Raw genomic sequence first — 23269 nt, forward strand, 5'->3', positions numbered from 1 at the left:
TCCCGCTACAGCAGTTCGAGATCGATATCGAGATCCACGTCGGTGCGTTGCGAGGCGCGGATCGAGACCGGGATCTCCTGTCCGGGCTCGATCCGCGCGACGGCGTAGATCCCGTGCAGCAGTTGCCGTTCCAGCGCGGCCACGTCGTCGTCGGTCAGTTCGTCGGGCGCACCTACGAGGCTGAGTGCGATCTCGTAGGTGACCCGGGTTTCCGGCACTCGGTCGAGATGTACTTCGCGCCAGTGGGTTTCGAGGGCCACGTGGGCCGGGTCGTCGGTGTCGACCGGCAGGGTGAAGCGCCAGGCGAACACGTCGCGGTCGGCGAGGTGGTCGTCCACCACCTCGCGAACGGTCTCGACGACACGTTCGAGGGTCTTCGGTGTCACATAAACATGGAGCGAAACATCCGAAATTCGTTTCGGCATGTCTGATTCCTGTCGTGTGTCGAACCATCAACGGTGGAAGTTGCTGTCCGCGGGCAGTGTAAACCCTCGGGGCCGGAACTGAACGCAGCTGGGTGCTGCCTGGTGTCTTATACGCTGTCTGGCGCGGGTCAGCGCGCGCTGCGTAGCGAGAAAGGTGGCCAGCGGCGCGGGCGCCGCGCCAGGCCGGACCACCAGCCCGGAGCGGTCGTTATTCCACGAACGGGGCTGTTCGTGCGGGGGCGAGGGTCAGCAGCAGCGGGATGAGCGCCTCGGCGATGCTGTCGCCGACCTCGCAGAAAGCTTGCGCCGACAACCCGACCGGGTCGGCGATGTTCTCTCGGCCGACCAGCGACAGGTCGCTGCGCGCCTGATGCAGCTCGCCGATGGTGCGCGCGCCGGTGACGTGGGCAATCCGCTGTGCTTCCAACAGCGTGAAGGTGCGCGGCCCCGCACCAGAGTCCATCTCGATGGCCTGGTCGCGGATCTGCTCGGTCATCGCGAGAACCAGGTCGGCCTTGTCTATCATCTCGGGCTTCAGGCGGCGGGCCCGGAAATTGCTCGGGTCGGCGCCGAGTCCGGTGATGGCCTGTGCGGCGCGCGGCTCGACCGGAAAACCCACCAGTGCACGGGTTCCCGCGCTCTCGGCGGTGAGCTGGCGCAGGTCGTGTTCGACCGCGACGGCGCGGGTGAGCCGCTCGGCGATCACCGAACGGCAAACGTTGCCGTTGCAGACGAACAAGACGTGCACACATGACACGATAAACGGCGGGCACCGTACCAGAAGTACTGAAGTTCATTGATCCCAGTGGTGGGAACGTATATTCATCTGCTGGTCGCGTGCCGTACATGAAAGGCGGCGCTCGTGGCCTGTGGCGTACGTCACCATGGAGTTGATGCAGTTGTTGTCGTAACCCGCATACCTGGCGCGGACATCCGAACGCTGCGTTGTGATTTTTTCGATAGGACCTGCGGGACTACTCGGATTCGTTGTCGTACAGCGCGGATTCGGGTACCACGGGCGCGACCTCGGCGGGTTTGTCCTCGACGCGTCCCCAGGTGGAGAACGACCGCCCGCGCGAGGCGATCACCGGCGCGAATCGGGCAAGCCCGGTCGAGGTGTCCATGTCGTCGATTCCGCCGCGCGCGAAGTATGCCTCGTGCCGGAATCCGGTGCCGCCGGAGTCGTGCAGGAACCGCTGCCACCAGTCCCGGTGTGGCGCCGAGCGGGTCCATGATTTCGGGCTGTCGAGGCCGCGCCAGTACTGTCGCGCCCCCAGTGCGAGCGGGAGCCCGTGTTGCACCCTCGGAAAGAATGACGAGCGCTTCCCACTATCCCTCCGCGGAATGCAACCCCTCGTTCGGCCACATGCTCGAGTGCGTCCGCAACCCTGCTCAATAGCGCGACCCACCTAACACAACCAAAAGCCCTAGGGTTCGAGGGCGAGACCTGGGTCACACCCAAGGGGAAATGACGCGCCGTTCCCGAAGGCTCTCCCTATGCCCACGAAAAGCAACCCTGCTCGAACGTGACATCCCACCCAACGCAACCACAAGCCCGCGGGGGGTTCAGGGCCCACAAAAAGGTAACGGGCGAAACGTCGCCGAGCAGGGCCTGGGGGTTGCACCCCAAGAAAGAATGACGAGCGCCCCCGCGAACGCTCTCCGCGAGCAGGGGTCGCCCAAAAGCGAGTGCCGAGTGTGGGACTCGAACCCACACGTCCTTTCGGACAACGGTTTTTGAGACCGTCGCGTCTGCCAGTTCCGCCAACTCGGCGCACCGGGTGGAACTATAGCGGGTCCTGTACGCCGGAAGCGAATGGGCTGTCTTCGGCAGCGTGCGGGATGCGGTTTGCGCAGGGTATATGCGTTCTGTGCCGAAGTGAAAGGTACTCTTTACATCACTCGACAGCCCGATGGTTGGCCGTTGGTCGTGTGGTACGACCGTGGTCCCACGGTGTGTCGGGGACAGGCATCGGAACCAGAGGGGTCTACCTATGAGCACAGCAGCTGGGGGCGCCGGCACGAAGCGCGACGCCGGGGCGAAGCGGGTCGTCGTCGCCGAGGACGAGGCGCTCATTCGCATGGATCTGGTCGAGATGCTGACCGAAGAGGGTTATCAGGTCGTCGGCGAGGCGGGCGATGGCCAGCAGGCGGTCGATCTCGCGGTGGAGCACCGGCCGGATCTGGTCATCATGGATGTGAAGATGCCGCGCCGGGACGGTATCGATGCGGCGGCGGAGATCGCGTCGAAACGTGTTGCCCCTGTGGTCATTCTGACCGCGTTCAGTCAGCGGGATCTGGTGGAGCGGGCACGCGACGCGGGTGCGATGGCCTATTTGGTGAAACCGTTCACGAAATCGGATCTGGTGCCTGCCATCGAATTGGCGGCGAGCCGCTTCCATGAGATCACGGCGCTGGAGAGCGAGGTGGCGAATCTGGCCGATCGGCTGGAGACGCGCAAGCTGGTGGAGCGGGCGAAGGGTGTTCTGATGCAGACCCAAGGCCTTTCGGAACCGCAGGCGTTCAAGTGGATTCAGCGCACGGCAATGGATCGTCGGACGACGATGAAGGCCGTAGCGGAGGTCGTGTTGGAGAATCTGGCTCCCAAGTGACATCGGCTTGTGGCACCGGCCGGAAAATTTACTCGGACGAAACAAGCTCGTAAACGAAAGTTCGACATGATGTCGCGTGCATGATGCGAATGTGATGCGGAAATAACGTACCGACGCTATGTTCTGACCGGGCTGACGTAGTCGGCCTCCTCGGTGATCCCGGGGGAGCGCAGAACTTAGAGGTGAAACGTGCTTAGTTCGACATGCCGGAGTCGTACGACGCGAGGTGTTCTGGTCATCGGCGCTGCCGCCGCGCTGGTGCTGACAGGGTGTAGCGACAAATCCACGGGCAGCGGTTCGGATGCGTCGGGTATGAACGGTTCGGGCGGTCTGTCCATCCAGCCGGTCATGCAGGTCGACCAGCAGGGCAAGGAGGTGCCGAAGGCCGATACGGCCAAGGCGGCCGACCCCGCGGGCGATGGCAAGGCGACCTGCGCCCCCGGCACGGCCATCGCGATGGCGGGCGCGCTGACCGGGCCGGATGCCGCGCTGGGCATCAACATCGTGAACGGCGTCAAGCTCGCCCTCGATCAGCACAACAAGACGAACCCCGGGTGCAAGATCGAGCTGAGGCAGTTCGACACCGAGGGTGACCCGCAGAAGGCCACCCAGGTGATCCCGCAGATCGTCAACGACAAGTCGATCATCGGCTTGGTCGGTCCCGGGTTCTCCGGGGAGACGAAGGCAACCGGAAAGATCCTCAGCGACGCGGGCCTGGTCTCGGTCACCTCGTCGGCGACCAACGCCACGCTGACCCAGAACGGCTGGAGCAGCTTCTTCCGCGGTCTGGCCAATGATGACGTGCAGGGCCCTTCGGTGGCGAAGTACCTGGTCAACACCGCGGGCTACAAGAAGGTCTGCGTCATCCAGGACAACACCGACTACGGCACCGGGCTGGCGAGGTCGATCACCGAGGGACTCGGCTCCGCCGCCGACCCGGCGTGCGCCGCCAGTATCAAGAAGGGCGACAAGGACTTCTCCGCGACGGTTACCAAGGTCGCGGGCGCGAATCCGGACGCCATCTTCTACTCCGGTTACTACTCCGAGGCCGCCCCGCTGGCCCAGCAGTTGAAGTCCGGCGGTGTGAAGGCGGTCTTCGTCTCCGCCGACGGCACCAACGACCCGCAGTTCGTCGCCCAGGCCGGTAGTGCGGCCAAGGGCGCGAAGCTGTCGTGCCCGTGTGGTCCCGCGCCGGAGAAGTTCGCCAAGGACTACGAGGTGCTCAACGGTCAGGCGCCGGGCGTCTACTCGGTCGAGGCCTACGACCTGACCACGATCCTGTCCAAGGGCATCGACGGCGGCAAGGTGACCCGCCCGGATCTGCTCGAGTATGTGCGGACGTACGACGGTGCCGGCCTCGCGCGTCAGTACAAGTGGGACCCGAACGGCGAGCTGTCGAACGCGCTGATCTGGGTGTACGAGGTCAAGTAGCCCGAATTCCGGACACAGCACGTACGGGGGATCGCGCGAATCCCCGTACGTGCTGTTGTTCGGTGGGTCAATGGATGAGGGCAGAAAACGAATGAAATCAATGGCATTGGCCGACGCAGTACAACTCGTCGGCGGATCGATCGACTTCAACTATCAAGGGTTGATCGATAGTTTCTGGCGACTGACCGTCGACGGAGTGACCTACGGCGCTATCTATGCCTTGGTCGCCGTGGGCTATACCTTGGTCTACGGCGTATTGCGGCTGATCAATTTCGCCCACTCGGAAATATTCATGCTCGGCCTGTTCGGGCAATTGATCGGGTTGATGATCTTCGGATTCGTCGCTGGTCCCGATGTCTACACCCAGGGTGTCGTGCTGACTGTCGTATATCTCGGGCTGGCGATGATCGTGGGTATGGCGATATCCGGCGGCGCGGCCGTCGGATTGGAGCGGGTAGCCTATCGCCCGTTGCGCAGGCGGAGTGCCAAACCGCTGAGCTTTCTGATCACCGCGATCGGCATGTCGTTCGTGCTCCAGGAACTGGTGCACTTCGTGCTGCCCAAGATCGATCCCGATCTCGGTGGCACCAACGCGCAGCAGGCGATTCGGCTCGTCGAGCCGACTGTGCAGTTCAGCTTCGGCAGCGCGGACGTCACCAACATCATGCTGCTCATCGTGATCGCGGCGGTGGTGCTCGCGATCGTCACCGAGGTTCTGATCAACCGGACCAAGTTCGGTCGCGGCATCCGGGCCGTGGCCCAGGACCCCGATACCGCGACGCTGATGGGCGTCTCGCGGGAGCGGGTCATCATGCTGACCTTCCTCATCGGCGGCGTGCTCGCGGGCGCGGCGGCGATGCTGTACACACTCAAGATCCCGAACGGGGTCATCTACTCCGGCGGGTTCATCCTCGGCATCAAGGCGTTCAGTGCTGCGGTGCTCGGTGGAATCGGCAATCTGCGCGGCGCGCTGCTCGGCGGCCTCGTACTCGGCGTGGTCGAGCAGTACGGCCAGATCCTGTTCGGCACCGAGTGGCGCGACGTGGTCGCGTTCGTGGTGCTCGTCCTGGTGCTGATGGTTCGCCCGACCGGCATCCTCGGCGAGAGTCTCGGAAGGGCACGCGCATGACCGACACGACCAAGACCGCGCCGGAATCCGTGCGACACGGCCTCGGCGACACGATCCGTGCCTGGTGGGACGGTCTGAGCAGGCCCGCACAGTGGGGCGTCGGCATCCCGATCCTCGTTCTGCTCGCGTTGCTACCGCTGTTCCCTCCGCCGCTGTTGGACACCCCGTCCTACAACTTCGGTCTGGTGATGGCGCAGGTGGCGATGTACGCGCTGCTGGCCATCGGCCTGAACGTAGTCGTCGGGCAGGCGGGCCTGCTCGACCTCGGCTATGTCGGTTTCTACGCCGTCGGCGCCTACACCGTCGGCCTGCTCACCAGCCCCAACAGCCCGTGGAACCAGACCGACGGTGGCTGGCTGGATCCGAAGTGGGCATGGCTGGCGTGCCTGCCGATCGCGGTCGCGGTGACCGCGGTCTCGGGTCTGATCCTCGGTTCGCCGACGTTGCGCCTGCGCGGTGACTACCTGGCGATCGTGACGCTGGGCTTCGGTGAGATCGTCCGGCTACTCGCGGACAACCTCACCGAGCTCACCAACGGTAGCCTCGGCCTGTCCGGCGTGGCCTATCCGCACGTCGGCGAGTCCGTGAGCAAGCCGGAGGGCGTGTTCTCCGGCGGCAACAGCGGCAACCCGGACAGCGCGAACATCCTGGATCGCGCCAGCTACGGCACCTACTGGTACTGGTTCGGCATGGTCCTGGTGATCCTCGTACTGCTACTGGTCGGCAACCTGGAACGCAGCCGGGTCGGCCGCGCCTGGGTCGCCATCCGCGAGGACGAGGACGCGGCCGAGATCATGGGCGTCCCGACGTTCAAGTTCAAGCTGTGGGCCTTCATGATCGGTGCCGCGGTCGGCGGCATGTCCGGCGCGATCTATGCCGGTCAGGTGCAGTTCATCAACCCGACCGGATTCAACATCATCAACTCGATGCTGTTCCTGTGCGCGGTGGTCATCGGTGGCCAGGGCAACAAGCTCGGGGTGATCTTCGGCGCATTCGTCATCGCCTATCTGCCCGCGCGGTTGCAGTCGGTGAACCTCGTGAGCAACGAGTCGACGGGATATCTCCTGCTGATCGTCGACGTCGTGGTGTTCGTCGTGTTGTTCGCGGGCTGGAAGCTGTTGGGCGACCGGCTCGGCGGGTGGCCGCGACGAGGGGTGATCACCGGCATGGTGGTCACCGGCGTACTGGCGCTGCTGCTGCTCGGCAGCGTGCTGCTGTTCCGCAAGGGCGGCGCGCAGTCGCTGGGTGACCTCAAGTATCTGTACTTCGGAATCGCGTTGGTGGTGATGATGATTCTGCGTCCGCAGGGTCTGTTCCCGGTGCGGCAGAAGCTGCTCACCTATGGCAGACAGGTGTACCAGGCAGTGCGCAGACCGGTCGCGAGCGAGCCGATCGGAGCGGGACGATGACCGGGCCGGGCGCGGGTGACGCGCTGTTCGACAACGAGGACATAGCGGCGGGCTACGCGGCAGAGCCGGAGGTGGAGAGCGCGGGCACGGTCGACGTGACCGCCGTGATCCCCGATCTGGCCGATGCCGAGACGGTCGCGGAAGTCGTCGCGCCGCATCGGGAGATCGAGACCGCCGTCGGTGCTCCGCTGCTGCGGACCGACGGCCTCACGGTGAAGTTCGGCGGCCTCACCGCATTGGACGACGTGAGCTTCGAGATCCGCCGTGGCGAGATCCTCGGCCTGATCGGCCCCAACGGCGCGGGCAAGACCACCTGCTTCAACGCGATCACCGGGATCTACCAGCCCGCGTCGGGACTGGTGTACTTCGACGGCAAGCCGCTGACGAAGACCAAGCGCAACGCGATCACCCGGCTCGGCATCGCGCGCACGTTCCAGAACGTGCGGCTTTTCGGTGAGATGACCGCGCTGGAGAATGTCGTCGTCGGCACCGACGCAAGGCACAAGACCTCGGTGCCCGGCGCGGTGTTGCGCACACCGCGGCATCGGCGCGAGGAACGCGACGCGATCGAGCGCGGCATGGCGCTGCTGGAGTTCGTCGGCATCGCGCCGCGGGCGGTGGAGAAGGCGCGCAATCTGTCCTACGGCGATCAGCGCAGGCTGGAGATCGCCCGCGCGCTCGCCACCGAGCCGAAGCTGCTGTGCCTCGACGAGCCGGCGGCCGGGTTCAACCCGAGCGAGAAGTCCGCGCTCATGGACCTGATCCGCAAGATCCGCGGCGACGGGTTCACGGTGCTGCTGATCGAGCACGACATGCGGCTGGTCATGGGCGTGACCGACCGGATCGTGGTGTTGGAGTTCGGCCGCAAGATCGCCGACGGGCTGCCCGCGGACATCCGCGACAATCCGGCCGTGATCGCGGCGTACCTCGGTGTACCGGACACCGAGGTGATCGAATCCGAGAGGGACGCGAGCGAAAGCGAGAAGGGCGCGCCCGATGCCGGCGAGCCGCGGCCGGACGAGGCCACGGCCACGGAGCCGACGGCTGCTGGGTCGCGCCCGCGGGCTGGTGTGTTCCGCAAACCGGACGAGCGCTACGCCGGTGCGGACGCCCCGCTGCTCGAGGTAGAGGGCATGGTCGTCAACTACGGCAGAATCCAAGCGCTGCACGGGATCTCGCTGCGGGTGGCCGAGGGTGAGCTGGTTACCCTGCTCGGTGCCAACGGCGCGGGCAAGACGACGACCATGCGCGCGATGTCCGGGCTGCTGCCGTTGACGCGCGGCCGAATCCTGTTCGAGGGCCGCGACATCACCCAGATGAAGGCGCACGAGCGGGTGACCCACGGGCTGATCCAGGCGCCGGAGGGTCGGGGTGTCTTCCCCGGCATGACGGTGCAGGAGAACCTCGATATGGGTTGCTACGGCCGGGGTTTCAAGCAGAAGGCCGAGTACGACCGGACGCTCGAATGGGTGTTCGAGCTGTTTCCGCGGCTGCGCGAGCGGCGCAAACAGGTCGGCGGCACGCTCTCCGGCGGTGAGCAGCAGATGCTGGCCATCGCCCGTGCGCTGATGGCTCGGCCGCGGCTGCTGCTGCTCGACGAGCCGTCGATGGGTTTGGCGCCCATGGTGATCCAGCAGATCTTCCGGATCATCAGTGAGATCAACCAGCAGGGCACCACCGTGCTGCTGGTCGAGCAGAACGCGCAGCAGGCGCTGGCCCGCAGCCACCGTGCCTACATCATGGAGACCGGCGAGGTCACCAAGACCGGCGGCGGCCGCGAACTGCTCACTGATCCGGCCGTCAAGTCGGCCTACCTCGGCGTCGGGTAGGCCGCGACCTCGGTGCCGCGCGGCCTTGCTCGAGGCATGATCGTGACCATGGATGGTCATGACGAGCTGATGGGCCTGGCCGAGCGGTACTGGGATAGCGTGCTCGAGGCGACGCCGAGCGAGGCGACCTTGCTCGGCGACCGCCGATTCGACGACCGGATCGAGGATCTGTCCGTCGAGGCGGAGCAGCGGCTGCTGTCCACCTGGCGCGACCTGCTGCGCGCGGTCGACGCCCTCGACGCCGACCGGTTGGGCCCCACCGACCGCATCACCCGCAGCCTGCTGCGGACCGAGTTGAGCGGCGCGGTGGAGCACCTGGAGTGGCGGCCGGTGGAGATGGCCTCCGACCAGATGAACGGCGTGCACGCCTTGGTGCTGATGGTGGCGCCGCAGATCAACGCACCCGGTCCGGAGAACGCGCTGGCGCTGGTGCGGCGCTACCGGCAGTTCGGTGAAATGCTCGGGCAGGCCGTGGATCGGTTCCGGTCAGGTCTGGCGGCAGGACGCACACCCGCGCGGATCACCATCGAGCGCTCGCTCAACCAGCTCGACGGCTACCTGGCCTCCGACCACACCGCCGACCCGTTCGTCACCTTCGCGGGACCGGAAGGCTGGGATGGCGAGGCCGCCTGGCGCGCTGAATTGGCCGAGGTGTCGCGGGATGTCATCCGGCCCGCGTTCCAGGTCTACCGCGACGCGCTGTACGACGAGCTGCTGCCGGTGAGCCGCCCCGACGAGAAGCCGGGGCTGTGCTGGCTCGGCGCCGACGGCGAGGACATCTACGGGCGGCTGCTGCGCCACCACACCACGCTGCCCGACCTCGGCGCCGAGGAGATCCACGAACTCGGCCTCGCCGAGCTGGCGAAGCTGCGCGAAGAGTACGCCACCGTGGGTGCGCGGCTGTTCGGCACGGGAGACCTCGGCCAGGTGTTCGCCAGGCTGCGCGACGATCCCGAGCTGTGCTACGCCGACGCCGAGCAGATCATGTTCGACGCGCGCAGGGCGCTGTCGCTGGCCACAGCCGAGATGGACAACTGGTTCGGGCGGCTGCCGAAGGAATCCTGCGACATCGTGCCGGTGCCCGAGTTCCTCGCCGCGGACGCGCCTGCGGCGTACTACTTCCCGCCCGCCGCCGACGGGTCGCGGCCGGGCACCTACTTCGTCAACCAGCACCATCCCACCGGCCGCGGCCGCTACGAGACGGCGTCGGTGGCATACCACGAGGCGATTCCCGGCCACCACCTCCAGCTCACCATCGCGAACGAGCTCGACCACCTGCCGCGCTTCCAGCGCCAATCGTTCGCCAACACCGCGTTCGTCGAAGGGTGGGCGCTCTACACCGAGCGGCTGGCCGACGAGATGGGTTTGTACGAGGACGATCTCGGGCGCCTCGGCATGCTGGCGGGCGACTCCTGGCGCTCCTGCCGTCTCGTGGTCGATACCGGTGTGCATGCGAAGGGCTGGAGCAGGCAGCAGGCTATCGACTTCATGGTGGCCAACGCGCCGGTCGGGCTGGCCGAGATCACCGTGGAGGTGGACCGCTACATCGCGATGCCGGGGCAGGCGGTCGCCTACAAGGTCGGCCAGCTGGAGATACGGCGGCAGCGGGTGGCGGCTACCGAACGACTCGGCGCGGACTTCGACATCAAGTCATTCCACGACGTGGTGCTCGGGTCGGGTTCGGTGAGCTTGCCCGTTCTGCGCGAGCTGGTCGCGACGTTGTGAGCGGTGCCATGCGTGCCGTCGGTCTTCGGCACGCTTGCGCGTGTGCGGTCCTGTGCCGCAGCGGCGTGTGGCTGCCGGGTGTCGCCGTATCACCGTGTCGGTGGCGGTCCTTAGACTCTGGGGCGTGAGTTCACCCACGACCGCTCCGCGTCCCGCCCCCGCCTCCGGCTCCACCGATCCCGTGTCCGGTGACCGGCCGACGCTGCTGTTGGTGGATGGGCATTCGATCGCCTATCGTGCGTTTTTCGCGCTACCGGCGGAGAACTTCAAGACGGTCACCGGGCAGACCACCAACGCGGTGTACGGCTTCACCGCGATGCTGATCAACCTGCTGCGCGACGAGAAGCCGACGCACGTCGCCGCGGCGTTCGACGTGTCGCGCCAGACCTTCCGTGCCGAGGCATACCCGGAGTACAAGGCCAACCGCAGCACCACCCCGGACGAATTCCGCGGGCAGGTCGAGCTGACCAAGGACGTGCTCGGGGCGTTGGGCATCCCGGTGATGGCGATCGACGGCTTCGAGGCCGACGACATCATCGCCACACTCACCACCCGGGCGGTGGCCGAGGGCTTCCGGGTGCTCATCGTCACCGGTGACCGGGACTCGATCCAGCTGGTCGACGAGAACGTCACCGTGCTGTATCCACGCAAGGGCGTCTCCGACCTCACCCGGTTCACCCCCGAGGAGGTGATGGCCAAATACGGCCTCACCCCGAACCAGTACCCGGACTACGCGGCGCTGCGCGGCGACCCGAGCGACAACCTGCCCGGCATCCCCGGTGTGGGGGAGAAGACCGCCGCCAAGTGGATCCGCGAGTACGGCGATCTGAACACGCTGGTCGAGAAGGTCGACGAGGTGAAGGGCAAGGTCGGCGACGCGCTGCGGGCCAACCTGAGCAGCGTGGTGCTCAACCGGCAGCTCACCGAGTTGATCCGTGACATGCCGCTGCCCTATACGCCCGACCAGCTGGCCCAGGCGCCGTGGGACCGCAGCAAAATCCACCAGCTGTTCGACGACCTCGAATTCCGCGTGCTGCGTGACCGGCTGTTCGAGACGCTGGCCCCGAAGGAGCCCGAGGCCGAGGCCGGCTTCGAGATCAGCGGCGGCGTGCTGGAGATCGGCGCGGTTGCCGCCTGGCTCGCTGAACACGCGAAACCTGGTGTGCGCCATGGTGTCTCGATCGTCGGCGCGGGGACACCCGGACATGGTGACGCGCGTGCGCTCGCGATCGCGGCGGGCGACGGCGAGAGCGGCTATATCGATGTCACCGTGCTCACCCCGGAGGACGAGGCTGCGCTGGGCGCCTGGCTGGCAGATCCGGCCGTGCCCAAGGCGCTGCACGAGGCCAAGGCGGCCGTGCATGCCCTGCGCGGGCGCGGCTGGACCTTCGGCGGCCTGACCAGCGACACGGCGCTGGCCGCCTACCTGGTCCGCCCGGGCCAGCGCACCTTCAACCTCGACGATCTTTCGCTGCGCTATCTGCATCGGGAGCTGCGCGCCGAAACCGACCAGACCCCGCAGCTGTCGCTGCTCGACGACGAGGACACCGTCGACGCCGAGCTGGCACGGGCGGAGATGCTGCGCGCCCGCGCGGTCGCCGATCTCGCCGACGCGCTCGACGAGGAACTGCGCAAGATCGAATCCACGCCGCTGCTCGCCGAGATGGAGCTGCCGTTGCTCGGCGTGTTGTCCACGCTGGAGGACGCGGGCATCGCGGTGGACACCGAACAACTCCATGCGCTGCAGCGCCAGTTCGCCGATCGGGTCAACGACGCGGCCGCCGCGGCGTACGAGGTGATCGGCAAGCAGATCAATCTGGGCTCGCCCAAGCAGCTGCAGGTGGTGCTGTTCGACGAGCTGGACATGCCGAAGACCAAGCGCACCAAGACCGGGTACACCACCGACGCGGACGCGCTGGAGTCGTTGTTCGAGAAGACCGAGCACCCGTTCCTGGAACATCTGCTCGCGCACCGCGACGCCACCCGGTTGAAGGTCACCGTCGACGGCCTGCTCAAATGCGTCGCCGACGACGGCCGCATCCACACCACGTTCAATCAGACGATCGCCGCCACAGGTCGCTTGTCCTCGACCGAGCCGAATCTGCAGAACATCCCGATCCGCACCGACACTGGCAGGCAGATCCGCGACACCTTCGTGGTCGGCTCCGGCTACCAGTCGCTGATGACCGCCGATTACAGCCAGATCGAGATGCGCATCATGGCGCACCTGTCCGGGGACGAGGGCCTGATCGAGGCGTTCAACTCCGGCGAGGACCTGCACAGCTTCGTCGCTTCGAAGGCGTTCGACATCCCGATCGCCGAGGTCGGCCCGGAGCTGCGTCGCCGGATCAAGGCGATGTCCTACGGCCTCGCCTACGGTCTGAGCTCCTACGGCCTCTCCGCGCAGCTGAAGATCAGCACCGCCGAGGCGAAGGAGCAGATGGATGTCTACTTCGACCGCTTCGGCCGGATCCGCGACTACCTGTACGAGGTGGTCGAACAGGCGCGCAAGGTCGGCTACACCGAGTCGCTGTTCGGGCGCCGTCGCTATCTGCCGGATCTGGACTCCGGCAACCGGCAGCGCCGCGAGTCGGCTGAGCGGATGGCGCTCAACGCCCCGATCCAGGGCACCGCGGCCGACATCATCAAGGTCGCGATGATCAACGTGCACAATGCGATCCGGGCCGCCGGTCTGCGCTCCAGGATGCTGCTGCAGATCCACGACGAATTGCTGTTCGAGGTCGCCGAGGGAGAGCGGGAGACGCTCGAGACTTTGGCGCGCGAGCAGATGTCGTCGGCGATCAGCCTGTCGGTGCCGCTCGAGGTCTCCGTCGGCGTCGGCCGCAGCTGGGACGCCGCCGCGCACTGAGCGCCGCGGACGACGAGCCGGGCCGGATCCGAATGGATCGGTCCGCCTCGCGACAGTGCGATGGCGAGTTCCGGGCGGAGGTGGGATACCGTCGTCGCCTCCTGGGCCTCCGCGGCTGCCTGAACTGCCCGAACGATACTCGTCAGTAGACAAATCGGGCGCGAAATGTAGTTGCCATCGCGGCGCGATGTCCCTATTCTCAAGCGCGTGCCGAATCCCGCCGCCCGCTGTAGCGCAGCGCTCTACGTCGCAGACCGCGATAGCGTTGTGTCGATGGCGTCGCTCACCGGGCCCTTTGTGGCTGCGCAGGCTACCGCCTTCGAGCCTGAGGCTGGCGTCGGGCTAGATCCGCTCACCGCGATGGTGGCGCAGCGGCGACTCGTAGTAGCCCGCCGTAGCGGGGTCTGATTCGGGCCGGCCCCCTCGCTGCGGGCTGTTCGACTTGTTAGTGCTGGTCCCCTCTGTCAACTGAACCACGACATTCTTCGGGAAGACCTACTTTCAATGACCATCCTGACTCTGGATACAGACACGTTCCATGCCGCCGCACCGAAGGGCCTTCGCGGCGAAAGCACCGGTCTGACCTCAGCGGAGTTTCACAGCCGCTACTGCGACCACAGCGGTCCGATCCGGCTCGGCGACTGGTCCCCTGCGGGTAGCCGGACCGCCGAGTTCACCGCGACGCTGGAATTCGCCGGCCATCTGAAGACCGTCGTCGCCACCGGCAGCCCCGTCGCGGCGATGACCTCGGCCCTCTACGAGGAGGGCTACCCGGTGGAGATCCTGCAGTTTCACCAACGGCGCACCGCCGAAGGCACCGCCACGTTCGTGCAGTGCGAGTGCGATGGCAGGCGCGGCTGGGGTGCGGCGCTCGCCGACGACGGCGCCGAATCGACCGTCCGCGCCATGATCGCGGGCGTCAACCTGCTCGGCCCTCAGTGACGTAGGCCGCGGCGTGCGAGGCCCGCGGAGCCCGCGGTGCTTGCCGTCGGAGTCGAGACATGAGTCGGGCCCGGGTGCGGCCTGCGCCGCATTGCGGCGTCCGTGCCCGAGCCCGAGTCGGTTCCGTTGCGGCGCAAGGATTTCCGGCGCCGCCGCGAAACTACTTTTCGGCCTGCTGCTCGGCGAGTTGCTTGCGCACGTCGTCCATGTCCAGAGCCTTGACCTGAGTGACCAGGTCCTCGAGCGCGGCGGGGGGCAGCGCGCCGGGCTGCGCGAACACCAGCACGCCCTCCCGGAAGGCCATGATGGTCGGGATGGAGCGGATGTTGGCGGCCGCCGCGAGGCTCTGCTCGGATTCGGTGTCGACCTTTCCGTGCACCACGTCGGGGTGCTTGTCGGAGGATGCCTCGAAGGTTGGTGCGAAGCTCTTGCACGGACCGCACCAATCGGCCCAGAAATCGACGAGTACCATGTCGTTTCCGGTGACGATCTCATCGAAGTTCTGTTGGGTCAGGGTCTGGGTGGCCATGACGTCCTCTCGTATTCGGTGTGCCAGCTGTAACGCGGGCTGCGTTCGTTATCTTCCACGACCGATCGGCCACTCGCGCCGCTGTTCGCCGTCCCATCGACGGATACCCAGCACGGTCGCGGGAAAATCGCGATCGCGCGCGACGGCGTGCATCGCCTCGCCGAGCTGGGGGGCGGGCACTCGCCTGGCCAGCGTGATGTGCGGGGTCCATGCGTCCGGATGGACGTTGCCCGGAATGCCGGGGCAGGGCGAGATCGCGTGGAAGATCCGCCGATGTAGCGCGAGCAGCGGCTCGGACGGCACCACCACCCGCACCAGGATCGGGTGGCGCGCACCGAACACCAGTAGCCCGCCGAGCCGCACCGGGATCGACGGGAAGGTCTGCTCGTCCAGCGCCCGCTCGATGCGCGGCCAGATCTGCCTGGCCACCGCGGCGGTGATGTGCGGGCGGTTCGATTCAGCGGTGTTCGCGGCCGGGCTCGGCACGCCCGCCTCCGCGAGCAACCGCCACTGACGGCGGATCTCCGCGTCGGCGGCCTCGTCGAGGAGTAGTTCGACCGACTGCACCATGGTCTCCAAAAGGTAGCCGCATCCGGCGTGTCCGCGGGCCGGATCGGGCGCGCGGGCGTCGCGGCGGGAGGATGTTCCGATGAGCGACGCGAACGACCCTCGCGGTGCGGGCCCGCTGCGGCTCGGCCTGATCGACGGCGACGGCATCGGTCCCGAGGTGGTGCGGGCCGCCAGACAGGTGGTCGACGAGGCGCTGTCCGCCGCGGGTGCTCAGCCGGTCGAATGGGTGCCGCTGTCCATGGGGCACCGTGCCATCGCCGAGTTCGGCGATCCATTGCCGGAGCAGACCCTCGACGCGCTCGACGGTGTGGACGCCTGGATTCTCGGCCCGCACGACAACGCCTCCTATCCCGCCGAACACCGTGCCGCCGTCGCTCCCGGCGGCGCCATCCGCAAGCGATTCGGCCTGTACGCCAACCTCCGTCCGGCGCGGGCATTCGCTGGCGTGCACGCGGCCACGCCGGACATCGACCTGGTGATCGTCCGGGAGAACAGCGAGGGCTTCTACGCTGACCGCAATATGTTTGCCGGGTCAGGGGAGTTCCGGCCGACCCCGGACATCGCGATGTCGGTCGGCGTGGTGACCCGAGCGGCCTGCGAGCGGATTGCCCACCAGGCGTTACGTCTGGCCGCGACCCGGCGCAAGCGGGTCACCATCGTGCACAAGGCCAACGTGTTGCCGATGACGATGGGCCTGTTCCGCGATGTCTGCTACGAGATCGCCCAGGCGTATCCAGATGTGGAGGTCGACGACGAGCACGTCGACGCGGCGGCCGCGCACTTGGTCCGCGCCGCCGCCGACTACGACGTGCTGGTCACCGAGAACCTGTTCGGCGATATCTTGTCCGACCTGGCGGGGGAGTTGAGTGGATCACTCGGACTGGCCGCCTCGCTGAACTGTTCGGCGACCAAGGCCATGGCGCAGGCAGTGCACGGCGCCGCGCCGTCGCTAGCCGGCCACAATCGTGCGAACCCGGCCGCGTTGCAACTTTCCTCGGCGATGCTTTTGCAGTGGATGGCAACCCGCGACGCCGATAGGTCGTTGACGCATGCGAGCGAGCGGATCGAGCGGGCCGTCGCCGCTACGCTCGAGGCGGGTGTCGCGACCTCCGACCTGGGCGGACTGGCCTCTACCAGCGAATTCACCGAGCAGGTGTGTGCAAGGGTGCATCGCCGGTAGCGCGGCGGAACGTCCTGCGGCCGGGCGAGCTATCGGATTCGGGTGCGTCGGCGCCAGCCGGTGGCGATCTGCAACCCGAGGCTGGTGACGCCGGGGACGCCGCGGTACCGGAGCGGGCGGGATCCGGACGCCCACGCCTGCTGTCAGGTCAGGTAGGCGTCGATGGCCGCGAGGGCGGCGGCGGTGCCACGCGCTGAGTTGGGTGAGCGGCAGTGTCCACGAGGTGGGCAGGTTACCGAGGCCTGCGATGACCGATGCGACCAGGAAAGGACGACGGACGGTGGGATTGGTGCGCCGGATCGGGTAGGCGGCGTGCTCGGCCACGTGGGCGTACAGCGTCGACTTTGATGCGCGTCGTCGGATCAGTGGCGTCTGGTGATGACGACCGGGGTGATATCGGTGGGGATGGCTTTCAGTGCCGAGGCGGGGATGCCGAGGGTGGCGGCGAGGACGTCGCGTGGGACGGAGCTGAGGGCGGCCTTGATGCCGATGTCGTCGGAGCCTTCACGGGCGCTGGTGTTGAAGATGATGAGCACATCGAGCGGCATATCGGTGCGGGCGTTCTCGAAGTAGTGGAAGAAGCCCTGGGGTGCGAAGACCAGGTCGCCCTGTTCGGCTTCGAAGACGTCGTTGCGGTAGCTGTCGTCGGGGTGGGTGCCGAGGATGGTCCATTTCGCAGTCCCCGAGATGACGAAGTTCAACTCCCACGCCGTCGGGTGCCAATGGGGTTCGCGGATGCCGCCGACCTCGAGGTGGGCCAGGTACACCGCGCCGTTCTGGCCGGACAGCACGGGGAAGTTGTCTTCGGTCGCACCGCGCAGGGTGCCGCCGTCGAATTGCTGGGGTTCGGTGGCTGCGAGCTTGATCAGGTGCGGCGCGCTGTTCAGATTGGCATTGATCTCTCCGGTCGCCGGCAGTTCGGTCCTGGTGTCGGCGCGGGACAGATGTGCGGTGAGCGCGCCGCCCACCGCGGCGCCACCGAGCGCGGCAGTGCCCGCACCAAGCGCGGCCCGGCGATTCATCCGGCCCTGGTGATCCTCGCCCATGGCGCCTTCCGGCATGTCGCTTCCGCTCCTTCGGGGTCGCCAGGGCGGGAACTTTACCGCTGACCAGCAGCGATGACGGTCAAGGCGCGCGGGGGCGGAACGCCGTGTCGTGTGGCCGAATCCCCCTGCGAAGCCGATCGCTGTCGTGCGTGGCAGCCCGATTCAGGGGACGGCCACGGGCACCCGCCTGTCCAACTACGTGCGAATGGCCTATGCGACATGACGGACGACGCCCGGGGCTCCGGCAGGCCGACCGTCCCCGCTTTGCGCTTGCCGTCGATGGTGCTCGCACAGGCCCCCGTAACCTTCGACGACAGGAATGCCGTAACGGCTTTCGAACTTCTCGAGCAGCCCGGTACTGGCGGATGCCGCACCACATGCCGCGAAACGGACCGCCGAGATATCCGCCACCGCGTCTCCTGGTAGGTCGGCCAGCATCGTGTACATGGTGGGAACGGCCGAGAAGTAGGTCGCACCACTGTGCTCGATTCGGTCGAAGAAGGTCGTCGGACTGAAGCGGCTCGCAATCGTCGTCCGGCCACCGGCCAGCAATGGCGACAGTGTGCTGATGACGATGCCGTTCACATGGAACAGCGGCAGGACAAGCAGGCTGTGGTCGGCGCTGGTCAAGTCGAATGCGTCGATCACGATGCGGCACATGGCATTCAGATTGGAATGATCGAGCAGCACAGTCGGACGGCCGGAAGTCCAACTGGTGCACGCCAAGAGAGCGAGCGCGTCGCTGGACAGTTCGACCGGGTCGGCAGCGGCCGGAGGTTCGGAGGCCAGCTCACGTACGGGCAAGACCGTCGGTGTGGACGCCGCCAAGTCGATCGGCCGGTCGACGATCAAGAGTTTCGCGCCCGTCTTCTCGACCTGGTCGGCGACCTCCGATGCCGTGAGCGTCGGGCCGAGCGGGGCAACGGCCGCACCGACACGCCAGGCGGCGAACAGGGCCACGACCAGATCGGCCGTGTTGGGCAGTACCACGGTGACGACGTCTCCAGCGGAGATGCCGTGGGTTCGCAACGTCGTCGCCGCCCGCTGCACGGTCTCGAGAAACTGGGTGTTGTTCAGCGTGACGTCATCGTCTGCGATGCTCGGCCCGCTGGGGTTTCGCGTGGCGCGTAGATCCGGGAGTGCGGATAAGTTCATGGACAGGTCCTCGATCGATGGTTTCGGTGGATGTATCAACCGTAGAAATCCGACAGGTGGTCCACACCGTCTGGAATCGACGAAGTCCGCGCCCGCGGTTGTCGCCGGAGGACAATGCCATCAGCTGAAATATTCGCCCTGGTGAGGGCCTCGATCTACTGTCTAGGTATGGCTGATCGGCGCCGGTATGACAAGGCGGTCGTCAGCGAGAACGCCGCGACGATTGCCGGACTGCTCCATGCCCGCATCACCGACTTGTCACAGTCGATTCAGCAGGACTTGGCTGCCGAGATCTCGGAATTGCGGGGCGACTCGCAGCTGGTCGAATTGCTCGGCGCCAGCGTCGAGGGAAACATCGACACAATTTTCCGCGCACTTCGCTACGACATCCCGATCGAGCGGATCGAACCGCCTACCGCGGCGCTCGAGTACGCGCGGCGATTGGCTCAGCACGGTGTGCCGGCGAATGCGCTGCTTCGCGCGTACCGGCTGGGGCAGCAGGTCCTGCTCCACCTGATTCTGGAGGAGATCCGCGCCGCCGACCTCGAGCCGGGGCTGAGCCTCGACGTCTACGAGCGGATGACGACCGTCACCTTCGGCTACGTCGATTGGATATCGCAGCAGCTGATCGGGGCATACGAGATCGAGCGTGATCGCTGGTCGGAGAGCCGCAACAGCGTGCGCGCCATTCGTGTCCGTGAGCTGCTCGACGACGGCGAAGTGGATCTGGACGCGGTGACCGCCGCGATCCGCTATCCACTCAGACGCGTCCATCTCGCGGTTATTCTCTGGTATCCCGACGATGCGAGCACCGGAAACGAGTTCGTGCGATTGGAACGTTTTCTCCAGGACCTCGCTGAATCCATGACGGCATCCGGAAGCCCGCTGTTCGTTGCCGCCGATCGAGTCAGTGGCTGGGGGTGGATTCCGCTGAGCTCCGCCACCGTCCCAGACCCTTACACGCACATCCGCCGCTTCGTGACCGCCCACAAAGACGCCCCACGTATCGCGATCGGCTCCGCACTGCCCGGAGTCGACGGCTTCCGTCGATCGCATCACCAGGCCGCCAGCGCCCGCAACATCGCCGTAGCAGCGGGTCCCCGCACCCTGCGCGTCACCGCCGCCACCGACCGCGGCTTGTCGGCAGCAGCCCTGCTCGGGCACGACCTCTCCGAAGCGCGAGCCTGGGTACGCGACATTCTCGGCCCGCTCGCGACCGACTCCGACAGCGATGCGCGACTGCGGAATACCCTGCGCGTCTTCCTCCACCACGGTTCGAGCTACAAGGCCGCGGCGGACGAACTCAACCTCCACTTCAACTCGGTGAAATACCGTATCCAGCGCGCTGTCGACCGTCGCGGCCACCCGATCGCCGACGACCGACTCGATATCGAACTCGCTCTCCTCCTCTGCCACTGGTTCGGGCCCACAGTCCTACAACCCGGCCGTTTCGGAGGTAACCAGAACACCCCAACTCGCAAGCCTCTCGGCTGAATTCATCCCGTCGGACGGCACGACCCTGTCCTATGGCGGTTGTCCGCGACCGGCGCATCGGATGAACCGGCATCTCGAAACTGCAGGTCAGGACGTGACGAGGTAGGGTGTTCGCGGCGTACCGGCACGCGGGCGGCAGGGGTTCGCAACGACTTCGTGTTTCGCTTCCGTTACTTTCCAGCAAAAGGTGCTTCGATCGCTTAGATTGCCAACGGGTGGTGACGCCCTGGTTTCGTATATCCGAAATGTGGAGGGCTGTTGTGTCTGATCGATCGGTACTCGGCAGGCGCGCCCTGCGGGTGATGGGTGTGCTCGCCGCGGGCGCACTGGTGCTGACGGGCTGTACCACGAACACCGAGGAGTCCGGACCCACGGTGGCAAAGGTGCAGGTGGACAAGGTCGACGAGATCGCGGCGCAGCTCCCCGACAAGATCGAACAGTCCGGCAAGATCGTCGTCGGCGTGAACATTCCCTACCAGCCCAACGAATACAAGGACGCCAGCGGCCGGATCGTCGGGTTCGACGTGGATCTGATGGACGCGATCGCCTCCGTGCTCGGCGTGCAGGCCGAGTACGTCGAGTCGGCGTTCGAGAAGATCATCCCGGCGATCCAGTCCGGTACCTACGACGTGGGCATGTCATCGATCACCGACTCGAAGGAACGCGAGCAGCAGGTCGACTTCACCACCTACTTCAACGCGGGGGTCCAGTGGGCCCAGCAGAAGGGCAAGCCGGTCGACCCGGAAAATGCCTGCGGTAAGAAGGTCGCGGTGCAGGCCACCACGGTGGAGCACACCGACGAGGTGCCAGCCAAGAGCGCCAAGTGCGTCGCGCAGGGTAAGCCCGCCATCGACATCAAGCCGTTCGACGAGCAGAGCGGCGCGACCAACGCGCTGATGCTCGGTCAGGTCGACGCAATGTCGGCCGACTCTCCGGTAACGGCGTACGCAATCAAGCAGAGTAACGGCAAGATCGAGAACGCGGGCCCCGTGTTCGATTCCGCACCTTACGGTTGGGCAGTCGCCAAGGGCGCGCCGCTGGCCGCGGTGCTGCAGAAGGCGGTCCAGCATCTGATAGACGACGGAAAGTATCTCGAGATCACGAAGAACTGGGGTGTCCAGGAAGGCGCGATCACGACATCCGTCATCAACGGCGCCGTGAGCTGAGCGATGGCGACGAACAACGCTCGCCCGACGCCTGGCGAACCCGGGTTCGGCGGGGCGGACTCGGCGCGGGAGCCGGAGCCGATCAAAGCGGTGCCGCTGCGCAGGCCGGGTCGCTGGATAGCAGCGGCGGTCATTCTGGTCTTGGTGGCGCTGTTCGTCTACGGCGCAGCGACGAACCCGGCGTATCGCTGGGATACCTACTCGCGGTACCTGTTCGACCGTAGAATCACCTCGGGTGCCGTCGTCACGCTGGAGCTGACCGTGCTCGCGATGGCCATCGCGGTCGTGCTCGGCACGGTGCTCGCCGTGATGCGCCTTTCGCCGAACCCGGTGTTGCGGGCTTCGGCGTGGGTCTACCTCTGGATCTTCCGCGGTACACCGGTTTTCGTGCAGTTGGTGTTCTGGGGACTGTTCCCCTCGCTGTACCGCCAGATCGATCTCGGTATTCCGTTCGGGCCGCAGTTCTTCCAGCTCGACGTGCAGGGCTTGCAGGCCGCGTTCACCTTCGCCGTGATCGGCCTCGGGCTCAACGAGGCCGCCTACATGGCCGAAATTGTCCGTGCCGGAATCAATTCCGTCAGTGAGGGGCAACGCGAGGCGTCCATCGCGCTCGGCATGTCTTGGGGTCAGACCATGCGCAGGACCGTGCTACCGCAGGCCATGCGCGTGATCATTCCCCCGACCGGCAACGAGTTGATCGGCATGCTGAAGACCACCTCGCTGGTCACCGCCATCCCCCTGTCCACCGACCTCTACGGCCGGGCGCGCGATATCTACGGCGTGAACTTCCAGCCGATTCCGCTTCTGCTGGTCACCGCTACCTGGTACCTGGCGATCACCAGCGTGCTGATGGTCGGGCAGTTCTATTTGGAGCGCTACTACTCGCGCGGCGTCTCGCGGCAGCTGACCGCCAAGCAGCTCCAGGAACTCGCCGACGCCCAGCAGACAGTGAAGGCGAAATGAGCGTCGACGTCGAGAAGGCCACGCCCCCTCCGATGATCGTCGCGGACCGGGTCTGCAAGAACTTCGGTGCGCTGCAGGTGCTCAAGGGCGTCTCGCTCGAGGTGGGTCGCGGCGAAGTGCTATGTGTTGTCGGGCCCTCCGGCTCCGGCAAGTCCACCTTCCTGCGCTGCGTCAACCACCTGGAGCAGGTGAACGCGGGCCGGTTGTACGTCGACGGCGAGATCGTCGGCTACCAGGAGAAAAACGGCAAGCTCTACGAGCTGCACCCGCGCGACGCTGCCAAGCAGCGCCGCGAAATCGGCATGGTATTCCAGCATTTCAATCTTTTCCCGCACCGGACCGCGCTGGAGAACGTGATCGAGGCGCCGACCCAGGTCAAGAAGATCCGTAAGGCGGACGCGGTGACCAGGGCACGGGAGCTGCTCGACCGGGTCGGCTTGGCGGAGAAAGCGGGTGCCTATCCGGCGCAGCTGTCCGGTGGCCAGCAGCAACGCGTGGCCATCGCCCGTGCGCTGGCCATGGACCCGAAGCTCATGCTCTTCGACGAACCGACCTCCGCGCTGGACCCGGAGCTGGTCGGCGAGGTGCTCACCGTCATGCGGGAACTCGCGCAATCGGGCATGACGATGGTGGTGGTCACCCACGAGATGGGATTCGCCCGCGAGGTCGCCGACCAGCTGGTGTTCATGGACGGCGGCGTCGTCGTTGAGGCGGGTCCGCCCCGCGAAGTGCTGGCCGACCCGCGACACGAACGTACCAAGGCGTTCTTCTCCCGGCTGCTCTGACGCAGGACGA

Annotated in this window: 19 protein-coding genes, 1 tRNA gene and 2 pseudogenes; 14 read left to right on the forward strand and 8 right to left on the reverse strand. The window is 66.4% G+C overall.

Annotated features, from left to right (window positions below):
- Positions 1-5: 5 nt before the first annotated feature.
- The 4 genes and pseudogenes from AB4Z47_RS11215 to AB4Z47_RS11230 all read right to left on the reverse strand — a co-directional run bounded on the left by AB4Z47_RS11215 (position 6) and on the right by AB4Z47_RS11230 (position 2199).
- On the reverse strand, positions 6-386 hold the full coding sequence (locus AB4Z47_RS11215; protein WP_441950105.1) for a hypothetical protein: 381 nt from the start codon (positions 384-386) through the stop codon (positions 6-8).
- A gap of 66 nt (positions 387-452) precedes the next feature.
- Positions 453-1173 (reverse strand): annotated as a pseudogene (locus AB4Z47_RS11220) (arsenate reductase/protein-tyrosine-phosphatase family protein).
- A gap of 226 nt (positions 1174-1399) precedes the next feature.
- Positions 1400-1726: a monooxygenase family protein gene (locus tag AB4Z47_RS11225; RefSeq protein ID WP_441950107.1), complete on the reverse strand. Its 327-nt coding sequence runs from the start codon at positions 1724-1726 to the stop codon at positions 1400-1402.
- A 389-nt stretch (positions 1727-2115) separates the two neighbouring features.
- Positions 2116-2199 (reverse strand) — tRNA-Leu (locus AB4Z47_RS11230).
- 220 nt (positions 2200-2419) lie between these two features.
- Between AB4Z47_RS11230 and AB4Z47_RS11235 the strand changes: the two genes are divergently transcribed.
- The 9 genes and pseudogenes from AB4Z47_RS11235 (at position 2420) to AB4Z47_RS11275 (ending at position 14371) form a co-directional block, all read left to right on the forward strand.
- Positions 2420-3037 carry an ANTAR domain-containing response regulator gene (locus AB4Z47_RS11235; RefSeq protein ID WP_357268597.1) on the forward strand — a complete coding sequence of 206 codons (618 nt, stop codon included), beginning with the start codon at positions 2420-2422 and terminating at the stop codon, positions 3035-3037.
- Positions 3038-3349: 312 nt separating this feature from the next.
- A complete protein-coding gene (locus AB4Z47_RS11240; RefSeq protein ID WP_441950109.1) occupies positions 3350-4468 on the forward strand; it encodes a branched-chain amino acid ABC transporter substrate-binding protein in 1119 nt (372 codons plus the stop codon).
- Positions 4469-4559: 91 nt separating this feature from the next.
- The gene (locus tag AB4Z47_RS11245; protein ID WP_441950111.1) at positions 4560-5597 is read left to right on the forward strand and encodes a branched-chain amino acid ABC transporter permease; all 1038 of its coding nucleotides are present in this window, start codon (positions 4560-4562) and stop codon (positions 5595-5597) included.
- Complete coding sequence (locus AB4Z47_RS11250) at positions 5594-7006, forward strand: branched-chain amino acid ABC transporter permease (RefSeq protein ID WP_441950113.1); 1413 nt, start codon at positions 5594-5596, stop codon at positions 7004-7006. Before AB4Z47_RS11245 ends, AB4Z47_RS11250 begins: the two co-directional genes overlap by 4 nt.
- Positions 7003-7956 (forward strand): annotated as a pseudogene (locus AB4Z47_RS11255) (ABC transporter ATP-binding protein); the annotation flags it as partial. The gene AB4Z47_RS11250 and the pseudogene AB4Z47_RS11255, both read left to right, overlap by 4 nt.
- A gap of 183 nt (positions 7957-8139) precedes the next feature.
- Positions 8140-8835, forward strand: a complete 696-nt coding sequence (locus AB4Z47_RS11260; RefSeq protein ID WP_441950196.1) for an ABC transporter ATP-binding protein — start codon at positions 8140-8142, stop codon at positions 8833-8835.
- A gap of 48 nt (positions 8836-8883) precedes the next feature.
- The gene (locus AB4Z47_RS11265) at positions 8884-10560 is read left to right on the forward strand and encodes a DUF885 domain-containing protein (protein ID WP_441950114.1); all 1677 of its coding nucleotides are present in this window, start codon (positions 8884-8886) and stop codon (positions 10558-10560) included.
- Positions 10561-10684: 124 nt separating this feature from the next.
- Positions 10685-13429, forward strand: coding sequence for a DNA polymerase I (polA, locus tag AB4Z47_RS11270; protein WP_441950116.1), 2745 nt, complete (start codon positions 10685-10687; stop codon positions 13427-13429).
- Positions 13430-13933: 504 nt separating this feature from the next.
- Entirely contained in the window at positions 13934-14371 is a 438-nt protein-coding gene (locus AB4Z47_RS11275; protein ID WP_441950118.1) for a 2-keto-3-deoxygluconate kinase, read from the forward strand.
- Positions 14372-14531: 160 nt separating this feature from the next.
- On the opposite strand, the gene trxA is transcribed toward AB4Z47_RS11275, so the two are convergent.
- Together trxA and AB4Z47_RS11285 are read right to left on the reverse strand one after the other, a co-directional pair.
- Entirely contained in the window at positions 14532-14900 is a 369-nt protein-coding gene (gene trxA, locus AB4Z47_RS11280) for a thioredoxin (protein ID WP_441950119.1), read from the reverse strand.
- A 48-nt stretch (positions 14901-14948) separates the two neighbouring features.
- Complete coding sequence (locus AB4Z47_RS11285; protein WP_441950120.1) at positions 14949-15470, reverse strand: 2'-5' RNA ligase family protein; 522 nt, start codon at positions 15468-15470, stop codon at positions 14949-14951.
- 79 nt (positions 15471-15549) lie between these two features.
- Between AB4Z47_RS11285 and AB4Z47_RS11290 the strand changes: the two genes are divergently transcribed.
- On the forward strand, positions 15550-16650 hold the full coding sequence (locus tag AB4Z47_RS11290; protein ID WP_441950122.1) for an isocitrate/isopropylmalate dehydrogenase family protein: 1101 nt from the start codon (positions 15550-15552) through the stop codon (positions 16648-16650).
- A gap of 362 nt (positions 16651-17012) precedes the next feature.
- Here the strand turns inward: AB4Z47_RS11290 and AB4Z47_RS11295 are convergent, their stop codons facing one another.
- Positions 17013-17711 (reverse strand): cupin domain-containing protein, encoded by a 699-nt coding sequence (locus AB4Z47_RS11295; RefSeq protein ID WP_441950123.1) that lies wholly within the window; start codon positions 17709-17711, stop codon positions 17013-17015.
- Positions 17712-17906: 195 nt separating this feature from the next.
- The gene (locus AB4Z47_RS11300) at positions 17907-18851 is read right to left on the reverse strand and encodes a class I adenylate-forming enzyme family protein (RefSeq protein WP_441950125.1); all 945 of its coding nucleotides are present in this window, start codon (positions 18849-18851) and stop codon (positions 17907-17909) included.
- Positions 18852-19019: 168 nt separating this feature from the next.
- Here AB4Z47_RS11300 and AB4Z47_RS11305 point away from each other — a divergent pair, with 168 nt between their 5' ends.
- The 4 genes from AB4Z47_RS11305 to AB4Z47_RS11320 all read left to right on the forward strand — a co-directional run bounded on the left by AB4Z47_RS11305 (position 19020) and on the right by AB4Z47_RS11320 (position 23259).
- Positions 19020-20345 (forward strand): PucR family transcriptional regulator, encoded by a 1326-nt coding sequence (locus AB4Z47_RS11305; RefSeq protein ID WP_441950127.1) that lies wholly within the window; start codon positions 19020-19022, stop codon positions 20343-20345.
- Between the two features lie 302 nt (positions 20346-20647).
- Complete coding sequence (locus AB4Z47_RS11310; RefSeq protein ID WP_441950198.1) at positions 20648-21511, forward strand: ABC transporter substrate-binding protein; 864 nt, start codon at positions 20648-20650, stop codon at positions 21509-21511.
- 3 nt (positions 21512-21514) lie between these two features.
- A complete protein-coding gene (locus AB4Z47_RS11315) occupies positions 21515-22474 on the forward strand; it encodes an amino acid ABC transporter permease (protein ID WP_441950128.1) in 960 nt (319 codons plus the stop codon).
- A gap of 32 nt (positions 22475-22506) precedes the next feature.
- Positions 22507-23259 (forward strand): amino acid ABC transporter ATP-binding protein, encoded by a 753-nt coding sequence (locus tag AB4Z47_RS11320; protein WP_441950200.1) that lies wholly within the window; start codon positions 22507-22509, stop codon positions 23257-23259.
- The last annotated feature ends 10 nt before the right edge of the window (positions 23260-23269 follow it).

This window comes from Nocardia sp. 2TAF39 (assembly GCF_052114905.1).
Classification (GTDB): Bacteria; Actinomycetota; Actinomycetes; order Mycobacteriales; family Mycobacteriaceae; genus Nocardia.